The 23,087-nt window shown below is 62.5% G+C and carries 21 protein-coding genes and 1 pseudogene; 9 read left to right on the top strand and 13 right to left on the bottom strand.

What is annotated here, in order from left to right; translation table 11 throughout:
* Positions 1–176: 176 nt before the first annotated feature.
* The gene (locus tag V1279_RS10825) at positions 177–1,037 is read left to right on the top strand and encodes a c-type cytochrome (protein ID WP_334435191.1); all 861 of its coding nucleotides are present in this window, start codon (positions 177–179) and stop codon (positions 1,035–1,037) included.
* Positions 1,038–1,461: 424 nt separating this feature from the next.
* Here the strand turns inward: V1279_RS10825 and V1279_RS10820 are convergent.
* The 4 genes and pseudogenes from V1279_RS10820 to hydA all read right to left on the bottom strand — a co-directional run.
* A pseudogene (locus V1279_RS10820) lies at positions 1,462–1,650 on the bottom strand (pimeloyl-CoA dehydrogenase large subunit); the annotation flags it as partial.
* 80 nt (positions 1,651–1,730) lie between these two features.
* Positions 1,731–2,468, bottom strand: coding sequence for an SDR family oxidoreductase (locus tag V1279_RS10815; RefSeq protein ID WP_334435188.1), 738 nt, complete (start codon positions 2,466–2,468; stop codon positions 1,731–1,733).
* A gap of 14 nt (positions 2,469–2,482) precedes the next feature.
* A complete protein-coding gene (locus tag V1279_RS10810; protein WP_334435185.1) occupies positions 2,483–2,671 on the bottom strand; it encodes a hypothetical protein in 189 nt (62 codons plus the stop codon).
* Positions 2,672–2,840: 169 nt separating this feature from the next.
* Entirely contained in the window at positions 2,841–4,310 is a 1,470-nt protein-coding gene (hydA, locus tag V1279_RS10805) for a dihydropyrimidinase (RefSeq protein WP_334435183.1), read from the bottom strand.
* Positions 4,311–4,529: 219 nt separating this feature from the next.
* On the opposite strand from hydA, the gene V1279_RS10800 reads away from it, so the two are divergent.
* Positions 4,530–5,192, top strand: a complete 663-nt coding sequence (locus V1279_RS10800) for an aspartate/glutamate racemase family protein (protein ID WP_334435181.1) — start codon at positions 4,530–4,532, stop codon at positions 5,190–5,192.
* A gap of 56 nt (positions 5,193–5,248) precedes the next feature.
* Here the strand turns inward: V1279_RS10800 and V1279_RS10795 are convergent, their stop codons facing one another.
* A complete protein-coding gene (locus tag V1279_RS10795; protein WP_334435178.1) occupies positions 5,249–6,181 on the bottom strand; it encodes an N-carbamoyl-D-amino-acid hydrolase in 933 nt (310 codons plus the stop codon).
* Between the two features lie 519 nt (positions 6,182–6,700).
* Between V1279_RS10795 and V1279_RS10790 the strand changes: the two genes are divergently transcribed.
* The 3 genes from V1279_RS10790 (at position 6,701) to upp (ending at position 9,862) form a co-directional block, all read left to right on the top strand.
* On the top strand, positions 6,701–7,957 hold the full coding sequence (locus V1279_RS10790) for a GTP cyclohydrolase II (protein ID WP_334435176.1): 1,257 nt from the start codon (positions 6,701–6,703) through the stop codon (positions 7,955–7,957).
* Between the two features lie 92 nt (positions 7,958–8,049).
* Positions 8,050–9,216 carry a DUF1688 family protein gene (locus V1279_RS10785; RefSeq protein ID WP_442894885.1) on the top strand — a complete coding sequence of 389 codons (1,167 nt, stop codon included), beginning with the start codon at positions 8,050–8,052 and terminating at the stop codon, positions 9,214–9,216.
* 16 nt (positions 9,217–9,232) lie between these two features.
* Positions 9,233–9,862: a uracil phosphoribosyltransferase gene (upp, locus tag V1279_RS10780; protein ID WP_334435170.1), complete on the top strand. Its 630-nt coding sequence runs from the start codon at positions 9,233–9,235 to the stop codon at positions 9,860–9,862.
* A 24-nt stretch (positions 9,863–9,886) separates the two neighbouring features.
* Here upp and V1279_RS10775 read toward each other — a convergent pair whose 3' ends face one another.
* The 5 genes from V1279_RS10775 to V1279_RS10755 are packed head-to-tail and all read right to left on the bottom strand — an operon-like array spanning position 9,887 to position 15,405.
* Positions 9,887–10,885, bottom strand: coding sequence for an ABC transporter ATP-binding protein (locus V1279_RS10775; protein ID WP_334435166.1), 999 nt, complete (start codon positions 10,883–10,885; stop codon positions 9,887–9,889).
* Entirely contained in the window at positions 10,882–11,871 is a 990-nt protein-coding gene (locus V1279_RS10770; RefSeq protein ID WP_334435163.1) for an ABC transporter ATP-binding protein, read from the bottom strand. Before V1279_RS10770 ends, V1279_RS10775 begins: the two co-directional genes overlap by 4 nt.
* A 50-nt stretch (positions 11,872–11,921) precedes the next feature.
* The gene (locus V1279_RS10765) at positions 11,922–12,845 is read right to left on the bottom strand and encodes an ABC transporter permease (protein ID WP_334435161.1); all 924 of its coding nucleotides are present in this window, start codon (positions 12,843–12,845) and stop codon (positions 11,922–11,924) included.
* Complete coding sequence (locus V1279_RS10760) at positions 12,842–13,783, bottom strand: ABC transporter permease (RefSeq protein ID WP_334435159.1); 942 nt, start codon at positions 13,781–13,783, stop codon at positions 12,842–12,844. The genes V1279_RS10765 and V1279_RS10760 overlap by 4 nt, the downstream gene beginning before the upstream one ends.
* Before the next feature lie 17 nt (positions 13,784–13,800).
* Complete coding sequence (locus V1279_RS10755) at positions 13,801–15,405, bottom strand: ABC transporter substrate-binding protein (RefSeq protein WP_334435156.1); 1,605 nt, start codon at positions 15,403–15,405, stop codon at positions 13,801–13,803.
* A 95-nt stretch (positions 15,406–15,500) separates the two neighbouring features.
* On the opposite strand from V1279_RS10755, the gene V1279_RS10750 reads away from it, so the two are divergent.
* Positions 15,501–15,773, top strand: a complete 273-nt coding sequence (locus tag V1279_RS10750) for an Lrp/AsnC ligand binding domain-containing protein (protein ID WP_334435153.1) — start codon at positions 15,501–15,503, stop codon at positions 15,771–15,773.
* Between the two features lie 123 nt (positions 15,774–15,896).
* Here the strand turns inward: V1279_RS10750 and V1279_RS10745 are convergent, their stop codons facing one another.
* Positions 15,897–17,618: a methanol/ethanol family PQQ-dependent dehydrogenase gene (locus V1279_RS10745; protein ID WP_334435151.1), complete on the bottom strand. Its 1,722-nt coding sequence runs from the start codon at positions 17,616–17,618 to the stop codon at positions 15,897–15,899.
* Positions 17,619–17,691: 73 nt separating this feature from the next.
* Complete coding sequence (locus V1279_RS10740; protein ID WP_442894751.1) at positions 17,692–18,252, bottom strand: ubiquinol-cytochrome c reductase iron-sulfur subunit; 561 nt, start codon at positions 18,250–18,252, stop codon at positions 17,692–17,694.
* A 347-nt stretch (positions 18,253–18,599) separates the two neighbouring features.
* Between V1279_RS10740 and V1279_RS10735 the strand changes: the two genes are divergently transcribed.
* The 3 genes from V1279_RS10735 to V1279_RS10725 are packed head-to-tail and all read left to right on the top strand — an operon-like array spanning position 18,600 to position 21,767.
* The gene (locus V1279_RS10735; RefSeq protein ID WP_334435146.1) at positions 18,600–19,016 is read left to right on the top strand and encodes a hypothetical protein; all 417 of its coding nucleotides are present in this window, start codon (positions 18,600–18,602) and stop codon (positions 19,014–19,016) included.
* Positions 18,997–19,449 (top strand): (2Fe-2S)-binding protein, encoded by a 453-nt coding sequence (locus V1279_RS10730; RefSeq protein WP_334435144.1) that lies wholly within the window; start codon positions 18,997–18,999, stop codon positions 19,447–19,449. Before V1279_RS10735 ends, V1279_RS10730 begins: the two co-directional genes overlap by 20 nt.
* A 2-nt stretch (positions 19,450–19,451) precedes the next feature.
* A complete protein-coding gene (locus tag V1279_RS10725; protein ID WP_334435141.1) occupies positions 19,452–21,767 on the top strand; it encodes a xanthine dehydrogenase family protein molybdopterin-binding subunit in 2,316 nt (771 codons plus the stop codon).
* A gap of 160 nt (positions 21,768–21,927) precedes the next feature.
* On the opposite strand, the gene ald is transcribed toward V1279_RS10725, so the two are convergent.
* The gene (gene ald, locus V1279_RS10720; RefSeq protein WP_334435138.1) at positions 21,928–23,043 is read right to left on the bottom strand and encodes an alanine dehydrogenase; all 1,116 of its coding nucleotides are present in this window, start codon (positions 23,041–23,043) and stop codon (positions 21,928–21,930) included.
* Positions 23,044–23,087: the final 44 nt, after the last annotated feature.

The raw sequence follows: 23,087 nt of genomic DNA, 5'->3' as shown, positions 1-23,087 counted from the left end.
AGTCGAAGCGGCGCGCTTTTGGTCAAGAGCCCTTACGCAGTGGCCCACACGAGACGAGATTTTTTCGAAGAGTTGGGCTTCGCTGCTGGAGGAGTTGGGAATAGGTGTAACTCTGCGATAGTCGCATTGTGCGTCTAACATTGCCGCGTCCGAGGGATGTTTCGGATATGCCTACGATGATGATCGGGCTCGCTGTCACGTTAGCTTTCTCGCTGGTTTCCTTCACAGTGCCAACATCGGTTTGGGCAACCGGTCCGACGTTGACGGTGTCAGCCGATGGCGGCGTCCAAATCTTCGATCGGGACGCGCTGCTTGCCCGCACGGATGTCGTCGAAATCACCACGTCGCGTGATGTCGCATACCGTACTCCTCGGACGTATCGAGCCGTGGCGCTCGCGAAGTTGCTTGAAGGAGTTGCCATTCCGCCCGATGCCGTGGTGGAAGCGGTAGCGCAAGACGGCTTCGTGACGCAACTCCCTCGCGATCTGGTGTACGCCAAAGACGGCGTCGTCGCGTATATGGCAATCGAAGCCGCCGACAGGCCGTGGCCGCCAATTCCAGGTAAGGATAAGAGCGCAGGCGCCTTCTATGTCGTATGGCTCGGCGATCAAGCGTCATCCGTCCCAACCATGATGTGGCCCTACCAACTTGTCAGTTTATCGGTGCAAGACGCGCCAGCCAAGCGGTGGCCCACGCTCGCGGTTGATCCCATGCTCCCTGCCCTCCATCCGGCGCGAGACGGGCAAACCCTTTTCGTGAACAAATGCTTCACATGCCACACGATGAACCAGGCAGGATCGGCATCGGCTGGCCCCGATCTGAATTTGCCGATGAACCCAACCGAGTACTTCACCGATGCCGGTTTGCGCGCGCTGATCCGAAATCCACGCTCGGTCCGGGTTTGGCCCGAGCAGCGGATGCCCAGCTTTGCCGAAGAGGAGCTGAGCGATGAGGAACTCGGGCTGATCTTGGCGTATTTGAATCACATGGCGGATAGGAAGAACCGAGCAACGGAGGGCGGAAGCAGCAAACGCTAAGTTAAGTAAATCGTAAAACTCGAGTACGGTTAGCGACAATGAGGGCGTAGTCGCCGCCGACAGGTTCATCGCCTCTCGCAGACCGGCCACGGGGCGGCTGCGAGTCTTTGCACGTAAGCTGTTTTTGGTCGGCGGAGGCGCGCAGCGCGCTCAACTAAAATATCGAAAACAACCCCATGCAAAGTAGCCAAGCGGTTGCTGGCATGGATGGTTTTGGCGATCCCGCGAAAGCATTTGACACGTCGGGCAAATCAGCGGCACCACTTCATCATCGCGCATTTGTTTAGTTGAACCAGGTCCGACTTTTTCAATTGATTTACCTGCATCGATTTTATCCGGGTCTAGCACTGCATTGCCGTACTAGCTGAGGGCTGCAGTACCGGCGCCGCTGGCCAATAGCGCGCACCTCTCACCGCCCCATTCGACCAACACCGAATACCATGTAAGCCCACCCCTTGTTTTCCTCTCCGATCAAATTCTCAGCAGGGAGGCGCACGGTGACCCCGGGCGATTTCATGTCGATCAACGGGAAGGAGATGCCCGCGTGAGCCTTGGCCGAAGGATCGGTCCGCACCAGGCAGAAAATCCAGTCGGCATGCCGGGCCAGCGTCGTCCTCCGCGATGAAGGCGCACCTCGTCACGAAACGCAGCCTCCTCACTGGATAGGTTAAGCTCCATCGCAGACGGCTCCCGCTACCACTTTTCGCCGAACGGGCGAATCTCGAGCTCGAAGGTCCAGGCGCTGCGCGGCTGCTGATAGAGCAGCCAATAGGATTCTGCGACCGACGATGGCGGCATCAAGAGATCGGGGTCATCCAGCGCATTGGGGCCAAGCGCCTCGATTCGCCGCTGCCGCACCCATTCGGTGTCGACACCGGAGTCGATAATGAGATGCGCGACATGGATATTCCTGGGGCCCAACTCGCGCGCGGCCGCCTGTGCAACGGCGCGCAGGCCGAACTTGGCGCTGGCGAAAGCCGCATATCCCGCCCCACCGCGAAGGCTCGCTGTCGCACCGGTAAAGAAGATATTGCCTTTGCCGCGGGGAAGCATCAGGCGAGCTGCCTCGCGACCGGCGAGAAAGCCCGAATAGCAGGCCATTTCCCAGACCTTGCGGAATACGCGTTCGGTCGTATCCAAAATCGGAAAGTTGACGTTGGCTCCGATGTTGAAGATGCAGACCTCCAGCGGAGCGTGTTTGTCCGCATCGCCAAGGAAGGAGATAATCTCCTCTTCCTTGCGTGCATCGAGGGAGCGTGCGTGGATTTCGCCTCCGGCCTTCTCGATTTCCTTGACCAACGGCTCAAGCTTGGCGCCGTTGCGTCGCCCGGCGAACAACGTGAAGCCCTCTGAGGCGAACTTCTTGGCGATCTCGCCGCCGATGTAGTCTCCGGCGCCGATCACGGCCACGGTTGCGTTTCTCTTCTGCAAGGGTGTTCTCCCGGTCAGGTTAGATATACCGTCTGCGAAAATTCGACCGTCCGCGCCGGAGGGGTTTCACCACCTCCGACACGCAAGGACGCCGCAAGCTTGTGCTTGAGTATCTTGCCGGTTGAGCTGGCCGGCAAGGCATCAAGGATAACGATTTTGGACGGCCGCTTGTATGAGGTGAGCTGAAATCGGATGAAACTCATCAGTTCCTCCGGCGTCACGCGTGACCCCGGCAGCAAAGGCGGCAATCTCCTCATTGCCGTCGGCGGCACTGCCGACCACGGCGGACTGCACGACGTCCTTGCCGCATGGCGGGCTTCAACGAAAACAAGGATTCTCATCGCTCAATCCAAACACATCGCGGCGGATGGATCATAGAAGTGTCGCGCCGAAATTCTGTTCCGGGTCCATGTCCGGCATCAGGCGGCCGGTCGGTTTCGCAGCCTCCCCTCCCGTGCGTGCGAGAAAACGTCCGGAGCCCGCTTCGACCGAACGTTTGCCGTCCGCCACGATGACGCGCCCGTGCGACAGCACCGTAATCGGCCAGCCGCGCAACTTGCGGCCAGCGAACGGCGTATAGCCTGCGAGGTCGTGCATCATCGCGTCGCTCAGCGTGACCTCGCGCGCCGGGTCCCAGATCGCGATATCCGCATCGGCGCCAACCGCGATCGAGCCCTTGCGCGGATGCAAATTGTAGATCTTTGCCGGTGCGGTCGCGGTCAGTTCGACGAATTTTTCAAGCCCCAGACGCCCCCCAGACACCATGGCGTCGAACAGCACCGGCAAGCGGACTTCCAGCCCCGGCAGACCATTCGCCACTTGCTTGAAATTGGGATTGGAGCCGGCGCGCAGTTTGCCCGTTTCGTCGAACCGGTACGGTGCGTGATCGGATGAAACGGTCTGGAGATCGCCGAGGGCAAGCGCCTGCCACAGCGCTTCCTGATCGGCGGCGCGGCGCGGTGGCGGACTGCACATCCATTTGGCGCCTTCCACGCCGGGCTTGTCGAGATCGTCGGCGGTGAGAAAGAGATATTGCGGACAGGTCTCCGCGAACACCTTCAGCCCCTGCCCGCGGGCATCGCGGATCACCCTGGCGCCTTCCGCTGTCGACACGTGAAAGATCATGATCGGTTGATCGATGAGCGCGGCCATGCCGATCAGCCGGTTGAAGGCCTCCGCTTCCGAGACGCGGGCATGGCTGATGGCGTGATATTTTGGATCGGTATAGCCGCGGGCGAGAAGCCGCTTCACCATCCAGGAGATAATCCCGTGGTTCTCGGCATGCGCACAGAGCATCGCGCCGCCGTCGCGCGCCGCAAGCAGAATGTCGAGAAGCGGTTCGTCGTCGATTTTCAGGCGATCATAGGTCATGAAAATCTTGATCGAGCCATGGCCCTGCTTGATCAGTGCGGGCAGATCCGCGTCCAGCGTTTCCCTGGTCGGATCGGCGATGATCATGTGAAAGGCATAGTCAATGACAGCGCCCTTTCTCGCGAGCGCGTGATACTCCTCCAGCACCTGCGGCAGCTTCATGCCGACATGCTGGGCCGCGAACGGGATCACGGTGGTGGTGCCGCCGAAGGCTGCCGAGACGGTCGCACTCTCGAACGTATCGGCGTTCACGATGCCTGCGGCCGACAGCTGCTCGATATGGGCGTGGCTGTCGACACCGCCGGGCAGAACCAGCTTGCCCCGCGCGTCGATCTCCCGCCGCGCGCCCGGCAGCCCACGGCCGATGGCTGCAATCGTCTCACCGGAAATGGTAACGTCGGCCTCGAACACGTCGCTTGCGGTCGCGACGCGTCCGCCGCGAATGAGAAGATCGTAGGCAGGCTCGGTCATGGCAAACTCTCCAACTATTGAGTCCTGAATCCTATGTCTTGCATTGACTGAACAAAAGCACGGATCGTGCCGCTACACTCCCTGTGCCGCAACACTCCCTTGCGCTTTCGCAGCAGACAGTGGACCATGCATCACTGGATGGCATGGTCATTGCTTCCATTGTCGTCTTGTTGTCGGCCGCGCTGTATCGACCGACGCGTCGTCCCGCAGGAAAACATCATGTCCCGGCCGCGCATTCTCGTCATCAATCCCAACTCCAACCTGCTCGTAACACAAGGGCTGGAGCAAGCCTTGAAGCCGCTCGGCTTTGAAGGCGGACCGGAGATCGTCTGCGAAACGCTGACTGAAGGCCCCTACGGGATCGAGAGCCAAGCCGACGTCGATGGTGTGGCGATGCCGCTGCGCCGCCTGGTCGAAGGTGACAACCATTCGGCCGCCTTCGTCATTGCCTGCTACAGCGATCCGGGCCTGCATGTCTGCCGCGAAGCAACCGACCGGCCGGTGTTCGGCATCGCCGAATGCGGCGTGCTGACGGCGCTCGCGCGCGCTGAAACCTTCGGCGTCATTGCGATCGCGCAGCGCTCGATTCGCCGCCATGTCCGTTACCTCAGGCAGATGGGCCTGATGGATCGCCTGACCAGGGAGCGGCCGCTCAACATGAGCGTGGCGGAGGCAGCGTCGGGCGAAGGAACGCTCGCGAAGATGATCGAGGTCGGACGCGCGCTCAAGGACGAAGACGGATCCGGCGCCATCGTGATGGGCTGTGCGGGCATGGCGCGTCACCGCCGACCGCTGGAGCAGGCGCTCGGGATTCCCGTGATCGATCCGACCCAGGCGGCCGTGACCATGGCGCTGGGCACGGTGCAGTTCTCGCATCACTGACTTTGGTCGGACGTTTCGGCCGCTCCGTCGCAGGCTAGCAAGGAGATGCCGGACATCTAGTTTTCCGGAGGCAGCACCGCGCCGGTGCGGCTGGTGATCAGGCCGTAATGCTCGATGCGGCGGTGACGCGCGAAATTGAAGATCGTGTTCTTGCCGAAGATGGTGGCGTCGAGATCGCAGGCGTGGACCAGCAGTTCGTCCTCCTCGGTCCTGGCCTCGACGACGATCTCACCGTCCGGATCGACGATCAGGCTGCCGCCGATCAAGGGGTGGCCATCCTCTACCCCGGCCTTCGCAACGCATACGACCCAGGTCGAGTTCTGGTAGGCGCCGGCCTGCGCGGAGAGCCGGTTGTGGAACAGCCGCTTCGCAGGCCCCTCCTCGCTCTTCTCGGCATTGACCGAAGGCGTGTTGTAACCGATCAGAACCATCTCGACGCCTTGCAGGCCCATCACGCGATAGGTCTCCGGCCAGCGCCGGTCGTTGCAGACCGCCATGCCGAAGATGCCGCCGAGCGCGCGCCAGACGTTGAAACCGAGATCGCCCGGCTCGAAGTAGCGCTTCTCCAGATGCTGGAAGGCGCGTGCCGTGTCGAACTCCGAATGACCGGGCAGATGAATCTTGCGGTACTTGCCGACAATTTTCGCGGACTTGTCGGTGAGGATGCAGGTGTTGAAATGATACCCATCCGGCGTCAGTTCGGCATAGCCAAAATTCATTGCAATCTTGTGCTGGGCGGCCCGCTCAAACAAAGGCCTTGCTGCCGCATTCGGCATCTCGCGTTCGAACCAGGCGTCGACCTCGGCTTGATCTTCCATGTACCAGCGCGGAAAGAACGTGGTGAGGGCGAGCTCCGGATAGACGATCAGGTCGGCCCCCCTCGCCTTGGCTTCATCCATCAGCGCGATCATGCGCTTGACGACGGCTTCGCGGCTGTCGGCTTTCTGAATCGGGCCCAGCTGGGCTGCGGCAACATTGATGACGCGCATGGATAACTTTCTGGATGCTTCCATTTAAGGCGGCGCTTGCATGAAAATGAGCAGTCTGCGGAGCTCGGAGTCCTGTCGGGCTCGATCGAAGTCGGCAGTTAAAGTTTTGGTTCACACGAAGTCAATTCCGGAGACAATCCGCGTGACGCACGTCAGTTCTGCGTTTCTGCTCGCAACCCGTGACCGGAAGTACTGATGCGGCAGCGATCGCCCAACGCAACGAAGCGAGGGGTCTTCGTGCGGGCCGCGCGCCCCCTGATCGAGTACGCCAAGCGCATGACGAATGATCCCACCGCTGCGGCGATGACCCGCGGCGGCGCAACCACCGGCAGCGCCGCCCCCTGCGTCGAAAGGGTTAACGGCCGAGGTGGCCCCAACGGTACCGCGTTCAAATCGCCGTTGTGCTCGCTCCAAATCTGATTATACTACTGTCTCAGCCGCAACCGCTGCTGAGATTTCATTTTTGGTGACCAGGCCCGTCTATTCAGGCGGGCCGTCGCCGTTTCAGGGTTCGTGGCGATGACTCGTTCCAATCGGATTGATCATATTCGCATTACGTCGCACCCGGCACCGGGTGCCAAGCTCAAATTCCCGATCACCTGGGGCGCAGCCAGCGCGCGCGAACGCGGACCGGTGATTGGCACGGTGTCACGTCCGGCGGACCGCAACGTGATCGGCACACATGGCGGCTCCTACTCGGTCTATCGCGCGCTCGCCGTTTCATCCGGCGCCCTGGACCCGATCCGACGTCCGGATCTCACCAACACCCACCCTGCTGAAACGATCGGGCCGTTTCCACAATGGGCCGAGCCGCAGCGGATCGTCTCGCTCGATCCTTGGGGACATCTCGCCGCGGAAAACTTCGCGAACGAGATCGCTGAGGGCATCGACATCCGTCCAAGCATTGCCATCACACGTGCCCGTCTCGATCTGCCCGAACTGCAAGCAGCGATCGAAGCCGGGCGGCTCAAGCAAGATGGCGAGGTCGTGCACAAGAATGGCAGCGTCTCCGTGGTCAAGATTGCGATCGACCCGGTCTGGTATCTGCCCGGCCTGGCGGCGCGCTTCGCCACCACCGAGAACAATCTGCGCCGACAATTGTTCGAGCAGACCGCAGGCATGTTTCCGGAACTGGTGACACGACCCGATCTGCAGGTCTTTCTGCCGCCGATCGGCGGCACGACGGCCTATCTGTTCGGCGACGTCAGCAAACTTCCGGACCACTCCACCAGGATAACCTGCCGCGTGCATGACGAATGCAACGGCTCCGATGTGTTTGGTTCTGATATCTGCACCTGCCGTCCATATCTGATTCACGGCATCGAGGAATGCGCGCGCGCAGGCCAAACCGGCGGGCTCGGCATCATCATCTACAACCGCAAGGAAGGCCGCGCGCTCGGCGAGGTCACGAAGTTTCTCGTCTATAACGCTCGCAAGCGTCAGGAAGGCGGCGATGCCGCCGCGCAGTATTTCGAGCGCACCGAATGTGTCGCCGGCGTGCAGGACGCCCGATTCCAGCAACTGATGCCGGATGTGGTGCACTGGCTCGGCCTGAAGCGAATCGACCGCTTCATTTCCATGAGCGACATGAAGCATGACGCGCTGACCGGTCAGGGCATCGAAATCGTCGAGCGCGTGCCGCTTCCCGATGATCTTGTGCCTGCCGACGCGCATGTGGAAATCGCGGCAAAGAAGGCCGCGGGTTACTACACGCCCGAACCGCTACAGCAGGAGGACTTGATCAACTCGGTCGGCCGTCCGCTCGAAAAATACTGAGAGAGGCGGCGGCCTTGTCCACTACCAACCCGGAGACGTCAGCCGCTTTGACATTGTTAAGCGCGAAGGCGGTCCGCGAGCGCGCCCATCGCATGCTTGCGATCGGCCTTGACGGCAAGCTGCCGAATTTCCGCATTGACCTCGATCGCATGGACAGCGCAATCGATCTGGTGCTGGAAACAACGCGCAAGGCCTATCCGTCGTTCGACGTGCCGTTTCATTCGCGCTGGCGGCACTTCGTCGCCAATGGAGACGATCGTTGGGTTACCGTTGCCGACCGGACCGGCTGGGCCGATCGGGCCGCCCGCGCCCGGGCTGAATTCGATCTGGCCATCGTCAGCGTCTTCCTCGATGCCGGCGCCGGTCCATCGTGGCGCTACCGCGATCCAAAAACCGGATCAGCCATCGGCCGCTCGGAAGGATTGGGGCTGGCCAGCCTGGCCATGTTCGCGGGTGGCGCCTTCTCGGCGACGCCGCTTGAGCCGTTGCGCGTCGATGCCGACGTGCTCGCGAATCTTGGCGTTGCCGACCTCGAGCGCGGCATGCAGGTCTCGGATGCCAATCCGCTGGTAGGGTTGGACGGCCGCGCCGACCTGTTGCGTCGCCTGGGCCAGCTGGTGACCTCGAAGCCGGACATATTCGGCAGCCGCGACACGCCGCGGCCCGGCTGCCTGTTCGACCGGCTTGCGATGCTGGCGGCCGGTGGAACGCTGCCGGCGCCCACGATTTTAGCGGAACTGCTGCAACAACTCGGGCCGATCTGGCCATCACGGCTGACGCTGGGAGGGGTCGCGCTCGGCGACTGCTGGCGGCATCCGGCATTGACGACCGCGGATGCAACCAGCGGCCTGGTCCCCCTGCACAAGCTCTCGCAATGGCTGGCCTATTCTCTCATCGAGCCGCTGCAAACATCCGGCATCAGCGTGACCGATATCGATGGCCTGACCGGCCTTGCGGAATATCGCAATGGCGGGCTGTTCGTCGATACCGGCGTGCTCACGTTTCGCCATGCAGAAGCGGCGCAGCAAGAACACGAAGTATCGTCACAGCTTGTCGTGGAGTGGCGTGCGTTGACGGTGGCGCTGCTCGACCGCGTCGCAGATGGTCTGCGGCACCGGCTTGGGCGCGATGCCACGTCGATGCCGCTGGCGAAAATTCTCGAGGGCGGCACGTGGGCTGCGGGCCGACGGCTGGCGCGCGAACGTCGCGCCGACGCGTCGCCTCCGGTGAAAGTCATCAGCGACGGCACGGTTTTCTAGATCCGAGGTCACAGATATGGACGGCGTTACGATCGTTAATCACCCGCTGGTACAGCACAAGCTGACGCTGCTGCGGCAGAAAGACAGATCAACCAAGTCGTTTCGCGAACTCCTCAAGGAGATCGGGATGCTGCTGTGTTACGAGGTCACCCGAGATCTGCCGCTGGCCGATATCGAAATAGAAACGCCGCTTGCGCATATGAAGTCGCCGCAGATCGCGGGCAAGAAGCTCGTGTTCGCACCGGTGCTGCGTGCCGGCGTGACCTTTGCGGAAGGCATGCTCGATCTGGTGCCGACCGCGCGGATTGCGCATATCGGCCTTTACCGTGAGCCGGAAACCTTCACGGCGGTAGAGTATTTCTTCAAGGCGCCGAGCGATCTGCATGAGCGGCTGGTGATCGTGATCTCGCCGGTGCTGGCAACGGCGAACTCCGCCGTCGCCGCGGTCGATCGGCTGAAAGAGCGTGGTGCGAACGACATTCGACTGGTCTGCCTTATCGGCGCGCCGGAAGGCGTCGAGCGCATACGCGGCATTCATCCGGACGTTCCGATCTGGCTTGCGGCGATCGACCAGGGGCTGGACGGCAACGCCTACATCGTGCCGGGTCTCGGCGACGCCGGCGACCGTGCCTACGGCACCAAGTAGATTAGCGAGCGCCGCAGCACAGGATCAGTGAGCGGATCCCGGCTGCTCTGGCAGCGCCTTGAGATGACACGCCACCCATTGACCGCCTTCGGTCGACCGAAGCTCGGGTTCTTCCGTCCGGCAGCGATCGAACACGTATGGACACCTTGTGTGGAAGCGGCAACCGCTGGGCGGGTTGATCGGGCTCGGCACGTCGCCCTTGAGGATGATCGGGTTGCGAATGGCCCCGGGCTCCGGAACCGGCACGGCTGACAGCAGCGCCTTGGTGTAGGGATGCCTCGGCGCGGTAAAGATTTGCTGCCTTGGCGCCATCTCGACGATCTTGCCGAGATACATGACGGCAACACGATGCGTCATATGCTCGACGATCGCCAGATCGTGACTGATGAAGAGCAGCGCGAGGCCGAACTCGCGCTGCAGATCCTGCAGCAGATTGACGATCTGCGCCTTGACGGAAACGTCGAGGGCCGAGACCGCCTCGTCGCAGACGATCAGTTCGGGTTCCGCGGCGAGCGCCCGCGCGATGCCGATGCGCTGGCGCTGGCCGCCCGAGAATTCGTGCGGCCGGCGGCCCAGTGCGTCGCGCGGCAGGCGCACGGTGTCCATCAGCGCCGCAACCTTCGCCTCGAGTTCGGCGGAAGATTTGGCGAGGCCGAAATTGCGGATCGGCTCGGCCAGGATATCGCGCACGCGCATGCGCGGATTGAGGCTGGAGAACGGATCCTGGAACACCACCTGCACGCGGCGGCGCATGCTGCGCAGCCCTCCGGGTGAAAGACCGTCGATACGCTGGCCATCCAGCACCACCTGGCCGGAGGTGATGTCGAACAGCCGCAGGATCGCCCGGCCGACAGTCGACTTGCCGCAACCGGATTCGCCGACGAGAGACAGCGTCTCGCCACGCTCGACCTCAAAGGACACGCCGTCCACCGCATAGACCCAGTTGGACTTGCGGCTGAACAGACCGCCACGGACCGGAAAATGCTTCTTGAGGTCGTTGACCTGGAGCAGTGGGGCGCTCATGCCGCGGCCGCCTCCTTGCGCGCGTAATGGCAGGCAACGATGTGGCGGGGCCCCTTTTCTTCTAGACCCGGGGCAACCTGCCGGCAGAGATCGGTCGCCAGCGAACAGCGCCCGGCAAAGACGCAGCCTTCGATCCGCCCCTTGAGGCTGGGTACCTGACCGGGGATCTCGGCAAGCCGCCGCGCCGCACCTGATAGCGAGGAGCCGAGCTTGGGCACCGCGCCGAGCAGGCCCTGCGTATAGGGATGACGGGGCGAGCGAAACAGTTCGGCCACCGGCGCCTCTTCAACCTTGCGGCCGGCATACATCACCATGACGCGCTCGGCGATTTCAGCGACCACGCCGAGATCATGGGTGATCAGAACGATCGCCGCGCCGACGCGGCGCTTGAGGTCCAGCATCAGTTGCAGGATCTGCGCCTGGATCGTGACATCCAGCGCCGTGGTCGGCTCGTCGGCAATCAGGAGCTTTGGATTGCAGGCGAGCGCCATGGCGATCATCACGCGCTGGCGCATGCCGCCGGAAAGCTGATGCGGATATTCGCGCACGCGCCGCGCCGGCTCGGGGATGCCGACCAGCGTCAGCATCTCGATGGCGCGCGCTTCGGCGGCCTTTTTGTCGAGCCCCTGATGCATCCGCAGCGTCTCGCCTATCTGGCGGCCGACCGTCAGCACCGGGTTGAGGCTCGTCATCGGCTCCTGGAAGATCATCGAAATGTCGTTGCCGCGAATGGCGCGCATCTCGCGTTCGGAGAGTTGCAGCAGATCCTTGCCCTGGAAGCGAATGGAACCCGCGATCTTGCCCGGCGGCTCCGCAATGAGCCGCATCAGCGACATCGAGGTGACCGACTTGCCGCAGCCGGATTCACCGACGATGGCCAGCGTTTCGCCTTCGTTGACATGGAAGGACACGCCGTCGACGGCCCGGTTGATACCCTCGGGCGTACGGAAATGGGTTTGCAGATTATGGACTTCGAGCAACGCCATCAGATCAGAACCTTATCGGAAAACCGGTACGCATTTTTCCGGATCATGCGTTAGAGGCTTTTGGCCATTCGCGGATCGAGCGCATCACGCAGGCCGTCGCCAAGCAGATTGACGGCGAGCACGGTGACGGACAGAAACGCGGCAGGAAAGAACACGATGTAGGGCTTGACCTGCCATAGCGCCCTGCCCTCGGCCATGATGTTGCCCCAGGACGGAATGGTGGGCGGCGTGCCGGCGCCGATGAAAGAGAGGATCGACTCCACGATCATGGCACTGGCGCAGATATAGGTTGCCTGGACCAGCATCGGCGCCAGTGTGTTGGGCAGGATGTGGCGCAGGATGATCATCGGCGTTCGCGTGCCGGAAGCTGTGGCAGCGTCCACGTAGGGCTGCTCGCGCAGTGACAGCACGACACTGCGCACCAACCGCGAGACGCGCGGGACTTCGGCAATCGTGATGGCCAGGATGACGTTGCCGACGCTCGCGCGTGTCAGCGCCATCAGCGCGACGGCAAGCAGGATCGGCGGGATCGACATCAGCCCATCCATGAACCGCATCAGGATGCCGTCCGCCCATCGCACGAAACCCGAGACGAGGCCGATGGCAAGACCGGCGAGCGAGGCCAACACCGCGACCGACAGGCCCACGGTGAGCGAGACCCGTGCCCCGTAGAGCACGCGCGAATAGATGTCGCGGCCCAGCAGGTCGGTGCCGAACCAAAAATCCGCGGAAGGCAAGCGCGTGCGCTTGGCGGGCGCGAGCGCGGTCGGATCGACGGTCCCGAGCCAGGGCGCGAAGATCCCGATCAATACGAGGCAGAGCAGCAAGGCGCCGCCGATCGCAACCGTCGGATGATTGCGCAGGAAGCCGAGGACGCCGCGCCGGATTGCCACCGGCATGAGCAGGTCCGGCAGTTGCGGTGCAATGACGAGGCCCGGCGGCACCGGTGCCGTGCTTGACGTGGAGATGCTCAATAGCGGATCCTCGGATCGACCAGGGTGTAGGTGACGTCGACCATCAGGTTGACGAGCACGTAGAGGAAGCTGAACAGCAGCACGATGCCCTGGATGACCGGGTAATCGCGGCGCAGGATTGCGTCGATCGTCAGCCGGCCAAGCCCGGGGATGGCGAACACGCTTTCGGTCACCACCGCACCGCCGATCAGTAGCGCGATGCCGATACCGATCACCGTCACGATCGGAACGGCTGCATTTTTCAGCGCGTGAACGAACAGGATGGTGCGCTGGTCGAGTCCTTTGGCGCGGGCGGTGCGGACATAATCCTGCTGCAGCACTTCGAGCATGGAAGCGCGGGTAATGCGCGCGATCAGCGCGATGTAAACGCTACCGAGGGCCAGGGCGGGAAGAATGAGGTTCTGCAGCCATGGCCAGACGCCTTGGGACAACGGCGTATAGCCCTGCACGGGAAGCCATTCGAACTGCAGCGCGAACACATAGGCAAGCACGTATCCGACAACAAAGACGGGAAGCGAGAAGGCAAACACGGCGAACGCCATGATGGTGCGGTCCACCCAGCTCCCTGCCTTCCACGCCGCCGCCACGCCGAGCGGCACCGCGACAAGGATGGTCAGGACTAGCGTAATCGCCATCAGCGAGAACGTCGGCTCGATGCGCTGCGCGATCATCGCGGCGACCGGCATGTTGGTGAAGATCGAGGTGCCGAGATCGCCATGCAGGATGTTCCAGAGCCAGGTCCCGAACTGGACCAGAAACGGCCGGTCGAGGCCGAGGCCCTGGCGAATGCGCTCAACGTCGGCGGGGCTCGCCTGGTCGCCTGCGATCACCGCGGCCGGATCGCCTGGCGCGATGTAAAGCAGACTGAAGACGAACAGCGCGACGATCCCCATCACGGGCAGGGTCGAGAGGACACGCCGGAGGATATACGAGAGCATGTGGGATCACCGCGCCATCATGCGCTCTTCGACACGCCCCAGAAGAAGGGCAGCGGCCCCTTCGCGATACCGGCGACGTTCTTGCGCCACGCCGTGTAGCTCAGGAAGAAGCCGGTTGGCGCATAGACGACATCGTCCATCGCCGCCTTGTTGAGGCGCTTCACCGCAGCCTTCTCCTCATCGAGATTCTTGGCGTCGAACCATGCCAGGACTTCCTTTTCCACGGCCGCGCTCGTGGGCCAGCCAAACCACGCCTTGTCGCCAGTGCCGCGAATGGCGTTGTAGGCGGCGGGATTGATGCAGTCCGCGCCGGCGTGCCAGGTGTGAAACATCCCCCAGCCGCCCTGGCCCGGCGGCGTTTTCTGGGCGCGGCGGGAACCGACCGTGCCCCAATCGGTCGCGACGAAGTCGACATTCATGCCCATTTGCTTCAACAGATCCGCAGTGACATCGCCCTGCGCCTTGGTGATCGGTTGATCCTGCGCCACGACGCAGGTGACCGGCTGGCCTGAATAGCCGCTCTCGGCCAACAGCTTCTTTGCCATTGCAAGATCGCGCTTGCCTTTCAGGATCTCGCCGCCCTCTTCGGTGTAGAGCGGTGTATCCGGCGTGAAGAAGCCCGGCAGCGGCTTCCAGAGCGCGGTATCGTCACCGACCAGCGCGCGCATGTAGTCTTCCTGGCTCAGCGCCGCGAGCACGGCACGTCGCACCTTCACATCGTTGAAGGGCGGATGCAGATGGTTCATCCGGAACGAACCGACGTTGCCGAGGGGATCGGCGATGTCGACGTTGATGTTGCGGTTCTTCTTGAGCGACGGCACGAGATCGGTGATGGGGCTCTCCCACCAATCGACCTCGCCATTCTGAAGTGCTGCCGCCGCCGTGGCAGGATCCGGGATCACCACCCATTCGATGCGGTCAACCAGCATCTGCTTGCCGCCGGCGAGCCAGGATGCCTTCTCCTGTCGCGGCACATAATCGGCGAACTTCTCGAACACCGCCTTGGCGCCGGGCACCCATTCGCCCTTTGCGAACTTCATCGGGCCCGAGCCGATATATTCGGGGATCTGCTTGAACGGATCGGTCTGGGCGATGCGCTCCGGCATGATGAACGCGCAGGGCGTGCTGTTCTTGCCCAATGCCAGCAGCATTTTCGGATAAGGCGCCTTCAGCGCCCATTTGAAGGTCCTGTCGTCGACTGCGGTCAGTTCGTTCTGGATCGCCTTGATCATCAGGCCCATGGGATCGCGCGCCGACCAGCGCGTCAGGCTCGCCACTACATCCTTGCTCAGCACCGGCTCGCCGTCGTGAAACTTGAGCCCCGGCCGGAGCCGAAAGGTCCAGACCAGCCCGTCATCGGACACCTCCTCGGACTCGACCATCTGACGCTGCGGCTGCAGCGTGGCGTCGAGGCCGTAAAGGGTGTCCCACACCAGCGCAGCCGCGTTGCGCACGACATACTGGGTCCCCCAGATCGGATCGAAATTCGCGAGGTTAGCCTGCGGCACAAAGCGTAAGGTGCGCGCGGCAGCGCCTTGGGAAAGAGCCGGCATCGAAAAGCCGCCCGTCGCCGCCAGGCCGCCGACCCCGGCCAATCCCTTCAACACAGTCCTGCGATCCATAGGGCTCTCCCAGTCTCGGGTTGTCATGGCGGTTCCGGCCAATTCATTGGCCGGTAGTTCGCCGGCGCGCGAGGTGAAACGGGCCAGTCAAACCGATGCCAATCAGTCTCCTTTTGCTTGCAAGCGGTATGCCAGCACGGCCAGCTCACGCGCCCGCCGATTTCCGGCTGCCCACACGGCAAGCACTTTCGAGCGATCACATTTTTGCGCTGTCACATTCATTTGCGGACACCACTCACTACGAGCGCTTTCTTCGGGAGAAGCTCTACCGGATTCAAGGCATCCGGCCCACGCGATCGACCTTTTCGCTGCGGACGCTGAAGCTCGTGATTTCCGTCGATCCGCTGCTCGTCAATGCGAGTGTCTAGCTCTCACCGCAGGCAAAGCGGGCGACAGGCCGGCTTGAAAAATCGTAAGATTGTCGGCGAGGCAGCGCGCCTGGCCACTACTGCCTGTGCAGCGGCCAGGCGCCGGATCCTGCCTTCTCGCAGTCACTTCTTGACGGCGAACACCCAAACGACGCCGCCCTGCGGCACGTTATTCTCCAGGCCAGGGACCTTGCCCACCAATGCGTCCTGGATGCGCTGCGCGTCTACGCCCCAGCCCGACTGGACAGCGATATACTGCGTGCCGTCCACCTCGTAGGCGATCGGCATGCCCATGATGCCGGAGTTGGTTTTTTGCTCCCAAAGCAGTTCGCCGGTCTTGGCATGGAAGGCGCGGAACATCCGGTCATTGGTGCCGCCGACAAGGATGAGGTCGCCCGCGGTAGCGGTCACCGAACCGAACAGGTGTGACTTGGGGAAATTATGTGACCAGGCCTTCTTGCCCGTGGCCGGATCCCACGCCTGCAGCTCGCCAAAGTGGGTAGCGCCGGGACGAGGCGTCAAGCCGATATCTTCGGGCTTGGTTCCGAGCCAAAGCTGGCCGGCAACCAACGGCACTTTCTCTCCGGTGAAGCCGCCGCAGAAATTCTCGTTGGCCGGAACGTAGACCAATCCGGTTTTCTGACTATATGCCGCCGACGGCCAATCCTTGCCGCCCCACAATGACGGACAGAATTCAACCCGCTTGCCAATGCCCGGCTTGTGAACGGGATCGACGATTGGCTTGCCGGACGGCTCGATGCCCTTCCAGACATCGGTATAAACGAATGGCCAGCCTGCCACGTATTTGATGCCTTCCGGCTTGCGCTCGAGCACCCAGAAAATCGCGTTGCGGCCCGGATGGATCAGACTCTTGATGCTGCGTCCGTCCCTTTGCAGGTCGATCAGCATCGGTGCATCCACCTCGTCCCAGTCCCAGGAATCGTTTTGATGGTACTGGAAGTATGATTTCATCTTGCCGCTGTCGGGATCGAGCGCGAGCACCGATGTCGAGTAGAGATTGTCGCCGGGGTGCGTTTCGCCCGGCCAGGGTGCGGCGTTGCCGGTGCCCCAGTAGATTGTCCTGGTATCGACATCGTATGTGCCTGTCATCCAGGCAGGTGCGCCGCCCGTTTTCCAGTCGTCGCCTTTCCACGTTTCATTGCCAGGTTCCCCCTCGCCCGGAATGGTGAAGGTTCGCCACAGCTCCTTGCCAGTGTTGGCATCGTAGGCAACGATGTAACCGCGCACGCCGAATTCGCCGCCGGAACCGCCGACGATCACCTTGCCGTCGACGACCAACGGCATCAGGGTCAGATACTGCCCCTTCTTGTAGTCCTGAACCTTGGTATCCCAGACCACTTTGCCGGTCTTGGCGTCGAGCGCGACCAGATGGTCGTCCGTCGTGGCGAGGTAAAGCTTGTCTTCCCACAGTCCCACGCCGCGGTTGGTCGGGTGCAATTGAAAGAGGTCCTCGGGAAGCTGGCGCTTGTATCGCCAGTACTCGTCGCCGGTCTTGGCGTTGAGCGCAATCACCTGCCCCATCGGCGTTGCGACGAACATCACGCCATTGTTGATGATCGGTGGGGCCTCATGCCCCTCAACCACACCGGTCGAGAACGTCCACACCGGCGTCAGGCTTTTCACGTTCGAGGTGTTGATCTGATCGAGGGGGCTGTATCCTTGGCCGTCATAGGTCCGGCGATAGTGCATCCAGTTGCCGGGCTCAGGATTCTTGAGTCGCTCGGCAGTCACCGGGCTGTAGTTCTCGATCGGACCGGCGGCAGCGATCGAAACGAGGCATGTGGACGCGAGCAAACCCGACAAAAGCCATTGCTTCAAGGCCATAACGCAACCTCCCCTTTGTTTTCATCTCACGAATTCTGTTTTGTCTTTGTCGTGGATCGACGGCCGGCCGCCGTCATCTGCCCTGCTGCGCACCTACCTTTCCAACGAATGCCGCGGCCACCGTCAGCGGACCGTCTTCTGCCACCAACGGAAGCGCCGGCAGACGCCGGGGCGCCGGCCCAAACACCACTTGCCCGCTTTGTCTCGGGTCAAATTCCGAATTATGGCAAACGCATTTGAACACGTCCTTGTCGCCGCTTGCCGCCTTTACCCATGCGGTGATCGGACAGCCGGTGTGGACGCAGATCACCGAATAGGCCACGACGCCGCCGGCCGCGCGTGAGCGCGTCTCCTCATCCAGTTCGGCCGGATCCAGTTTGACGACGAGCACCTCGTTCAGGCGCGAGCCCTTGCGGACAACCGACGTCTTGGGGTCCTTTGGCCAGGCCCGCACCGGCGGTCCACCGGCTTTCAGATCCTGCGGCTTGATCACCTCGCCCGCACGGTCCCCTTCGGCGAAAACCAGGACGTCGGCTTTCTGCGGCCGCTCGTTGCTACCGAGCAGATCTTCCTCGGCAACGGAGGACCTGGACGACGCCAGGCAAGCGCCCGTGGCGAGAGCGGTCAGGATCATTGCACGCCGCGTCGGATCCTGACACATCGCTGTTGCGAGCTCCGTGTCTGTGCTTGTGATCGACGTTGTGGCCTGATCGGATTTGCACATGACACAAACTGAAGGAGGGAGTCGGTCAAAAGAAAGGCGACGAACAAATTTGTCTTTTGCGCAATGCGCCTTGCAGTTGCATCAGTGATTCCAGGAAAAGCCAGCAATAACGGGAGTCCATTGCATTTCACGCGATCGTAACTGCCGATTTGTGCATCATGCATATTTCGCAGAACAGCTCAGCCTTCTGCAGTGTGCGGTGCGTTATCGCGCGTGCGGTCAAGAGTGAGAATTGCAGGATTCGCGCGGAGCGTTCGGTGCACGTCGATGCCTGTGGCGTGCAAATGGTGAAAGACTCTGCAGCGCCGGGCGACGTGGAAGAGACGATCTCCGCATCGGTCATGACAACGATGTCCAAGTTTGACGAGAATTTGTTTTGCAGTGTCGCTGCGTCAGCGTTACTGACCAAATGCAATCTTTTCCCGATGCCCCGCTTTCGCCAAACATGCGGACGCAAATATAGAATGGTTCTATGGCGGCGATCCGCCAGTCGGCCTACTGAACAACAGCCAATAATAACGATTCAGGAGGATGGCTCGAAGAAATCCCAGCCAGACAAGACAGCAAGGAATTTCGAGGCGGCGTTGAGCGGTCAGCAAGAATGTTTTCGCTCGCGTCGGAGCGACCATCAGCAGCTTACGAAGGGGATCGATCATGATTACTTTGAAGATTAACGGCCAGCAGAAAAACTGGGATGGCGATCCCGATCTTTCGCTACTCTGGTTCCTCCGCGATGAAGCCGGACTGACGGGCACGAAATATGGCTGCGGCCAGGCGCTTTGCGGCGCCTGCACCGTGATCGTCGACAAGCAGGCGGTGCGCGCCTGCATCACGTCGGTTTCCGACGTGGTCAATCGGGAGGTCACGACGATCGAAGGTCTTCATCCGACCGGTGATCACGCGGTTCAGAAGGCCTGGCGCCAGCTCAATGTCCCGCAATGCGGTTTTTGCCAGGTTGGCCAGATCATGCAGGCCGCCGCGCTGCTGCTGGAAAATCCGAAACCCACGCACGATCAGATACGCGATTCGATGGCGGGCAATATCTGCCGCTGCGGCTGTTATCAGCGCATCGAAAACGCGGTTCATCTTGCTTCGACGGGGGTCTGACCATGAACATCATCACCAATCCCAAGAAGCTCCGCGGCTTTGAGCGATACGTCAAGGTCGACAACGTTTCACGCCGCAGCATCCTGAAGGGCCTCGGGCTGGCCGGCTTCGTTTTGGCCGCACCCGTGATGTCACGCCCCGGCTTTGCCGCGTACAAGACCGGTGCGGGCGAGATGCCGCACGGTACCGTGGTGGACCCGCGTGTGTTCGTCGCGATCGCACCGGATGGCATGGTCACGATCGTCGCACACCGCGCCGAGATGGGAACCGGCGTCCGCACCAGCCTGCCCCTGATCGTCGCCGAAGAGATGGAGGCCGATTGGTCGCGCGTTCGGATCCAGCAGGCGCCTGGCGACGAGGTCAAATTCGGCAACCAGGATACCGACGGATCGCGCAGCACGCGCCACTACCTGATGCCGATGCGTCAGATCGGCGCGTCGGCCCGCACGATGCTCGAGCAGGCCGCAGCGAAACGCTGGGGCGTGCCGGCGAGCGAGGTGAAGGCCGTCAATCACGAGGTCGTCCACAGTGCGAGCGGACGCCGCATTGGCTTTGGCGATCTGGCAGCCGATGCCGCCAAGCAGTCGGTACCGAGTGTCGAAGGTTTGAGGCTGAAAGACCCAAAGGACTTCCGCTATCTGGGCAAAGGCCAGATCAGCATGGTCGATCTCCGCGATATCACGGTAGGCACCGCGCGTTACGGCGCCGACGTGCGGCTACCCGGCATGAAATATGCCGTCATCGCACGGCCGCCAGTGACCGGCGGCAAGGCCGTGTCGTTTGACGGGGCGGAGGCGATGAAGGTTTCCGGCGTCGAGAAGGTCATGGAAGTCAAGGGCTGGCCGTGGCCTTCAAAATTCCAGCCGCTCGGCGGCGTCGCGGTGATCGCGCGCAACACCGGCGCGGCAATTAAGGGCCGCGACGCGCTGAAGATCACGTGGGATGACGGCGCTAACGCCAAATATGACTCAGTCGCCTACCGGGCCGAACTGGAGGCAGCCGCGCGGAAGCCCGGCCTGGTGGTACGCAAGGAGGGTGACGTGGACGCCGCCTTGAAGGGCGCCGACAAGGTGATCGTAGGCGAGTATTATCTGCCGCATCTCGCCCATGTCGCCATGGAGCCGCCGGTTGCGGTCGCTGACGTCAAGGGCGACAAGGCGGAGATCTGGGGACCGGTGCAAAGCGCGGGCGGAACGCGCGAGGACGTCGCCAAGACGCTTGGCATTCCGCAGGAGAATGTCACCGTCAACGTCACCCTGCTCGGCGGCGGCTTCGGGCGCAAGTCGAAGTGCGACTTCGCCCTCGAAGCGGCCCTGCTTTCAAAGGAACTCGGCGCCCCCGTGAAGGTGCAATGGACGCGGGACGACGACATTCGCAACGGCTTCCTGCACACCGTCTCGGTGGAACGCATCGAGGCCGGCCTCGACAAGAACGGCAAGGTGACGGCCTGGCGGCATCGCAGCGTCGCGCCGAGCATCGCCTCGACATTTGCTGCCGGTGCGGTGCATCAGGCGCCGTTCGAACTCGGCATGGGGCTGGTCGACATGCCCTTCGAGATCGCCAACGTCCAGTGCGAGAATCCGGAAGCGGCCGCGCATACCCGCATCGGTTGGTTCCGCTCGGTGTCGAACATCCCGCGCGCCTTTGCAGTGCAATCGATGGTGGCCGAAATAGCGCATGCCACCAAACGCGACCAAAAGGATATGCTGCTGGAACTGATCGGCTCGCCCCGGATCGTCAAGCTCGATTCGGTGAAAGACCTGTGGAACTACGGCGAGCCCTATGACAGCTATCCAATCGATACCGCGCGTCTTCGCAAGGTCGTCGAGCTGGTCGCAGACAAGGGCGGCTGGGGACGGTCCGTCCCCAAGGGACACGGGCTCGGCATTGCCGTGCATCGCAGCTTCGTCAGCTATATCGCGACCATCGTCGAGGTGGCCATTGACGACAAGGGCAAGCTCACTGTGCCCAGGGTTGATACAGCGATAGATTGCGGAACCTACGTCAATCCGGAGCGGATCCAGTCGCAGATCGAGGGCGCCGCGATCATGGGCCTGAGCCTCGCCAAACATGGCGCGGTTACCTTCAAGGACGGCAAGGTGCAACAGGGCAATTTCGACGATTGCCCATTGCTCCGGATCGACGAATCCCCGGCCGTAACGAACGTCTACATCGTACCTGCCGGCCCCGACACGCCGCCGAGCGGCGTCGGCGAGCCGGGCGTGCCGCCCTTTGCGCCGGCGCTGATCAACGCGATCTTCGCCGCGACCGGCAAGCGCATCCGCGCCCTGCCGATCGGCAAGCAATTGGAGGCGTAACGGGAACGTTAGGCCGAACGGAAAGACAACTGCGCGGGATGCCCAAGGGCGCCCGGCGCCGCTGTTCTGGAATGCAGTGAAGCTCGGACAGGCTCACCCGCCGATTGACCGGCTGCGCAAGCGGGCGTCCGTGACCTTCACGGACATCAGCCGGCGGGCTTCACGCCGCCAGAATTTTCTCGGGCGCCGCCGCGGGTAAATTCTGGCTGTCGGCGACTGCACGGTTGGTGATCTGCCCGCGATGCACATTGAGCCCGGCGCGCAGATGCGGATCCTCGATCAGCGCGCCGATGCCCTTCCCGGCCAACGCAAGGCCGAACGGCAGCGTGGCATTGTTGAGCGCGTGGCTCGACGTCACCGGTACGGCGCCGGGCATGTTGGCGACGCAATAATGCACGATCTCGTCGACGAGATAGGTCGGCGCCTGATGGGTCGTCGGCCGCGAGGTCTCGAAGCAGCCCCCTTGGTCGATCGCGACGTCGACCAGCACGGCGCGGCGCTTCATCCGGGCCAGATGCGCGCGGGAGACCAGTTTCGGCGCGCTGGCGCCCGGCACCAGCACCGCGCCAATGACGACGTCGGCGCCGATAATCTCCTCCTCGATCGCTTCCAGCGTCGCGTAGCGCGTGCGAGCGCGCCCGAGGAACATCTCATCGAGGACACGAAGCCGCGGCAGCGAGCGGTCAAGGATGACGATATCAGCGCCGAGACCTGCCGCCATCCTGGCGGCATGCGTGCCGACCACGCCGCCGCCGATCACGGCGATCCTGCTCGGAGCGACACCGGGCACACCGCCGATCAGCTTGCCCATGCCATCAGCCGATTTTCGCAAGGCGGCGCCCGCCGCCTCGATCGCCAGCCGTCCCGCCACCTCGCTCATAGGTGCCAGCAGCGGGAGCCCGCCATGGGCATCCGTCACTGTCTCGTAGGCGATCGCGGTGCAGCCGGATGCGAGAAGCCCCTTGGTCTGCGCGGTGTCCGGCGCAAGGTGCAGATAGGTGAAGAGGATCTGGTTCTCGCGAAGCTGGCGCCATTCCGTCGGCTGCGGTTCCTTGACCTTGACCACCATGTCGGCGGTCGCGAAGATCTCGGCTGCCGTGTCCACGACCGCTGCGCCGGCCGAACGGTAGATATCATCGCTGGCGCCAATGCCGAGCCCGGCGCCTTGTTCGACGATCACGTCGTGTCCATGCGCCAGATATTCCCGCACCGACGCCGGCGTCAGACCAACGCGATATTCCTCGACCTTGATTTCCCTGGGAACACCGATGCGCATGGCCTTGCTCCTGCATTGGAGACTGCTGTCCGATGTCAACAAAC

This window comes from Bradyrhizobium sp. AZCC 1610 (genome assembly GCF_036924515.1).
In the GTDB taxonomy this organism is placed as follows: Bacteria; Pseudomonadota; Alphaproteobacteria; order Rhizobiales; family Xanthobacteraceae; genus Bradyrhizobium.
This window is presented reverse-complemented; position numbering and strand designations above follow the sequence as displayed.

Excerpts from the sequence above, each read along its gene's own strand:
- V1279_RS10825 (WP_334435191.1), top strand. The coding sequence starts at position 177 with ATGATGATCGGGCTCGCTGTCACGTTAGCTTTCTCGCTGGTTTCCTTC.
- V1279_RS10810 (WP_334435185.1), bottom strand. The coding sequence starts at position 2,671 with ATGAGTTTCATCCGATTTCAGCTCACCTCATACAAGCGGCCGTCCAAA.
- hydA (WP_334435183.1), bottom strand. The coding sequence starts at position 4,310 with ATGACCGAGCCTGCCTACGATCTTCTCATTCGCGGCGGACGCGTCGCG.
- V1279_RS10800 (WP_334435181.1), top strand. The coding sequence starts at position 4,530 with ATGTCCCGGCCGCGCATTCTCGTCATCAATCCCAACTCCAACCTGCTC.
- V1279_RS10795 (WP_334435178.1), bottom strand. The coding sequence starts at position 6,181 with ATGCGCGTCATCAATGTTGCCGCAGCCCAGCTGGGCCCGATTCAGAAA.
- V1279_RS10790 (WP_334435176.1), top strand. The coding sequence starts at position 6,701 with ATGACTCGTTCCAATCGGATTGATCATATTCGCATTACGTCGCACCCG.
- V1279_RS10785 (WP_442894885.1), top strand. The coding sequence starts at position 8,050 with ATGCTTGCGATCGGCCTTGACGGCAAGCTGCCGAATTTCCGCATTGAC.
- upp (WP_334435170.1), top strand. The coding sequence starts at position 9,233 with ATGGACGGCGTTACGATCGTTAATCACCCGCTGGTACAGCACAAGCTG.
- V1279_RS10775 (WP_334435166.1), bottom strand. The coding sequence starts at position 10,885 with ATGAGCGCCCCACTGCTCCAGGTCAACGACCTCAAGAAGCATTTTCCG.
- V1279_RS10770 (WP_334435163.1), bottom strand. The coding sequence starts at position 11,871 with ATGGCGTTGCTCGAAGTCCATAATCTGCAAACCCATTTCCGTACGCCC.
- V1279_RS10760 (WP_334435159.1), bottom strand. The coding sequence starts at position 13,783 with ATGCTCTCGTATATCCTCCGGCGTGTCCTCTCGACCCTGCCCGTGATG.
- V1279_RS10755 (WP_334435156.1), bottom strand. The coding sequence starts at position 15,405 with ATGGATCGCAGGACTGTGTTGAAGGGATTGGCCGGGGTCGGCGGCCTG.
- V1279_RS10750 (WP_334435153.1), top strand. The coding sequence starts at position 15,501 with ATGCCAATCAGTCTCCTTTTGCTTGCAAGCGGTATGCCAGCACGGCCA.
- V1279_RS10745 (WP_334435151.1), bottom strand. The coding sequence starts at position 17,618 with ATGGCCTTGAAGCAATGGCTTTTGTCGGGTTTGCTCGCGTCCACATGC.
- V1279_RS10740 (WP_442894751.1), bottom strand. The coding sequence starts at position 18,252 with ATGATCCTGACCGCTCTCGCCACGGGCGCTTGCCTGGCGTCGTCCAGG.
- V1279_RS10730 (WP_334435144.1), top strand. The coding sequence starts at position 18,997 with ATGATTACTTTGAAGATTAACGGCCAGCAGAAAAACTGGGATGGCGAT.
- V1279_RS10725 (WP_334435141.1), top strand. The coding sequence starts at position 19,452 with ATGAACATCATCACCAATCCCAAGAAGCTCCGCGGCTTTGAGCGATAC.
- ald (WP_334435138.1), bottom strand. The coding sequence starts at position 23,043 with ATGCGCATCGGTGTTCCCAGGGAAATCAAGGTCGAGGAATATCGCGTT.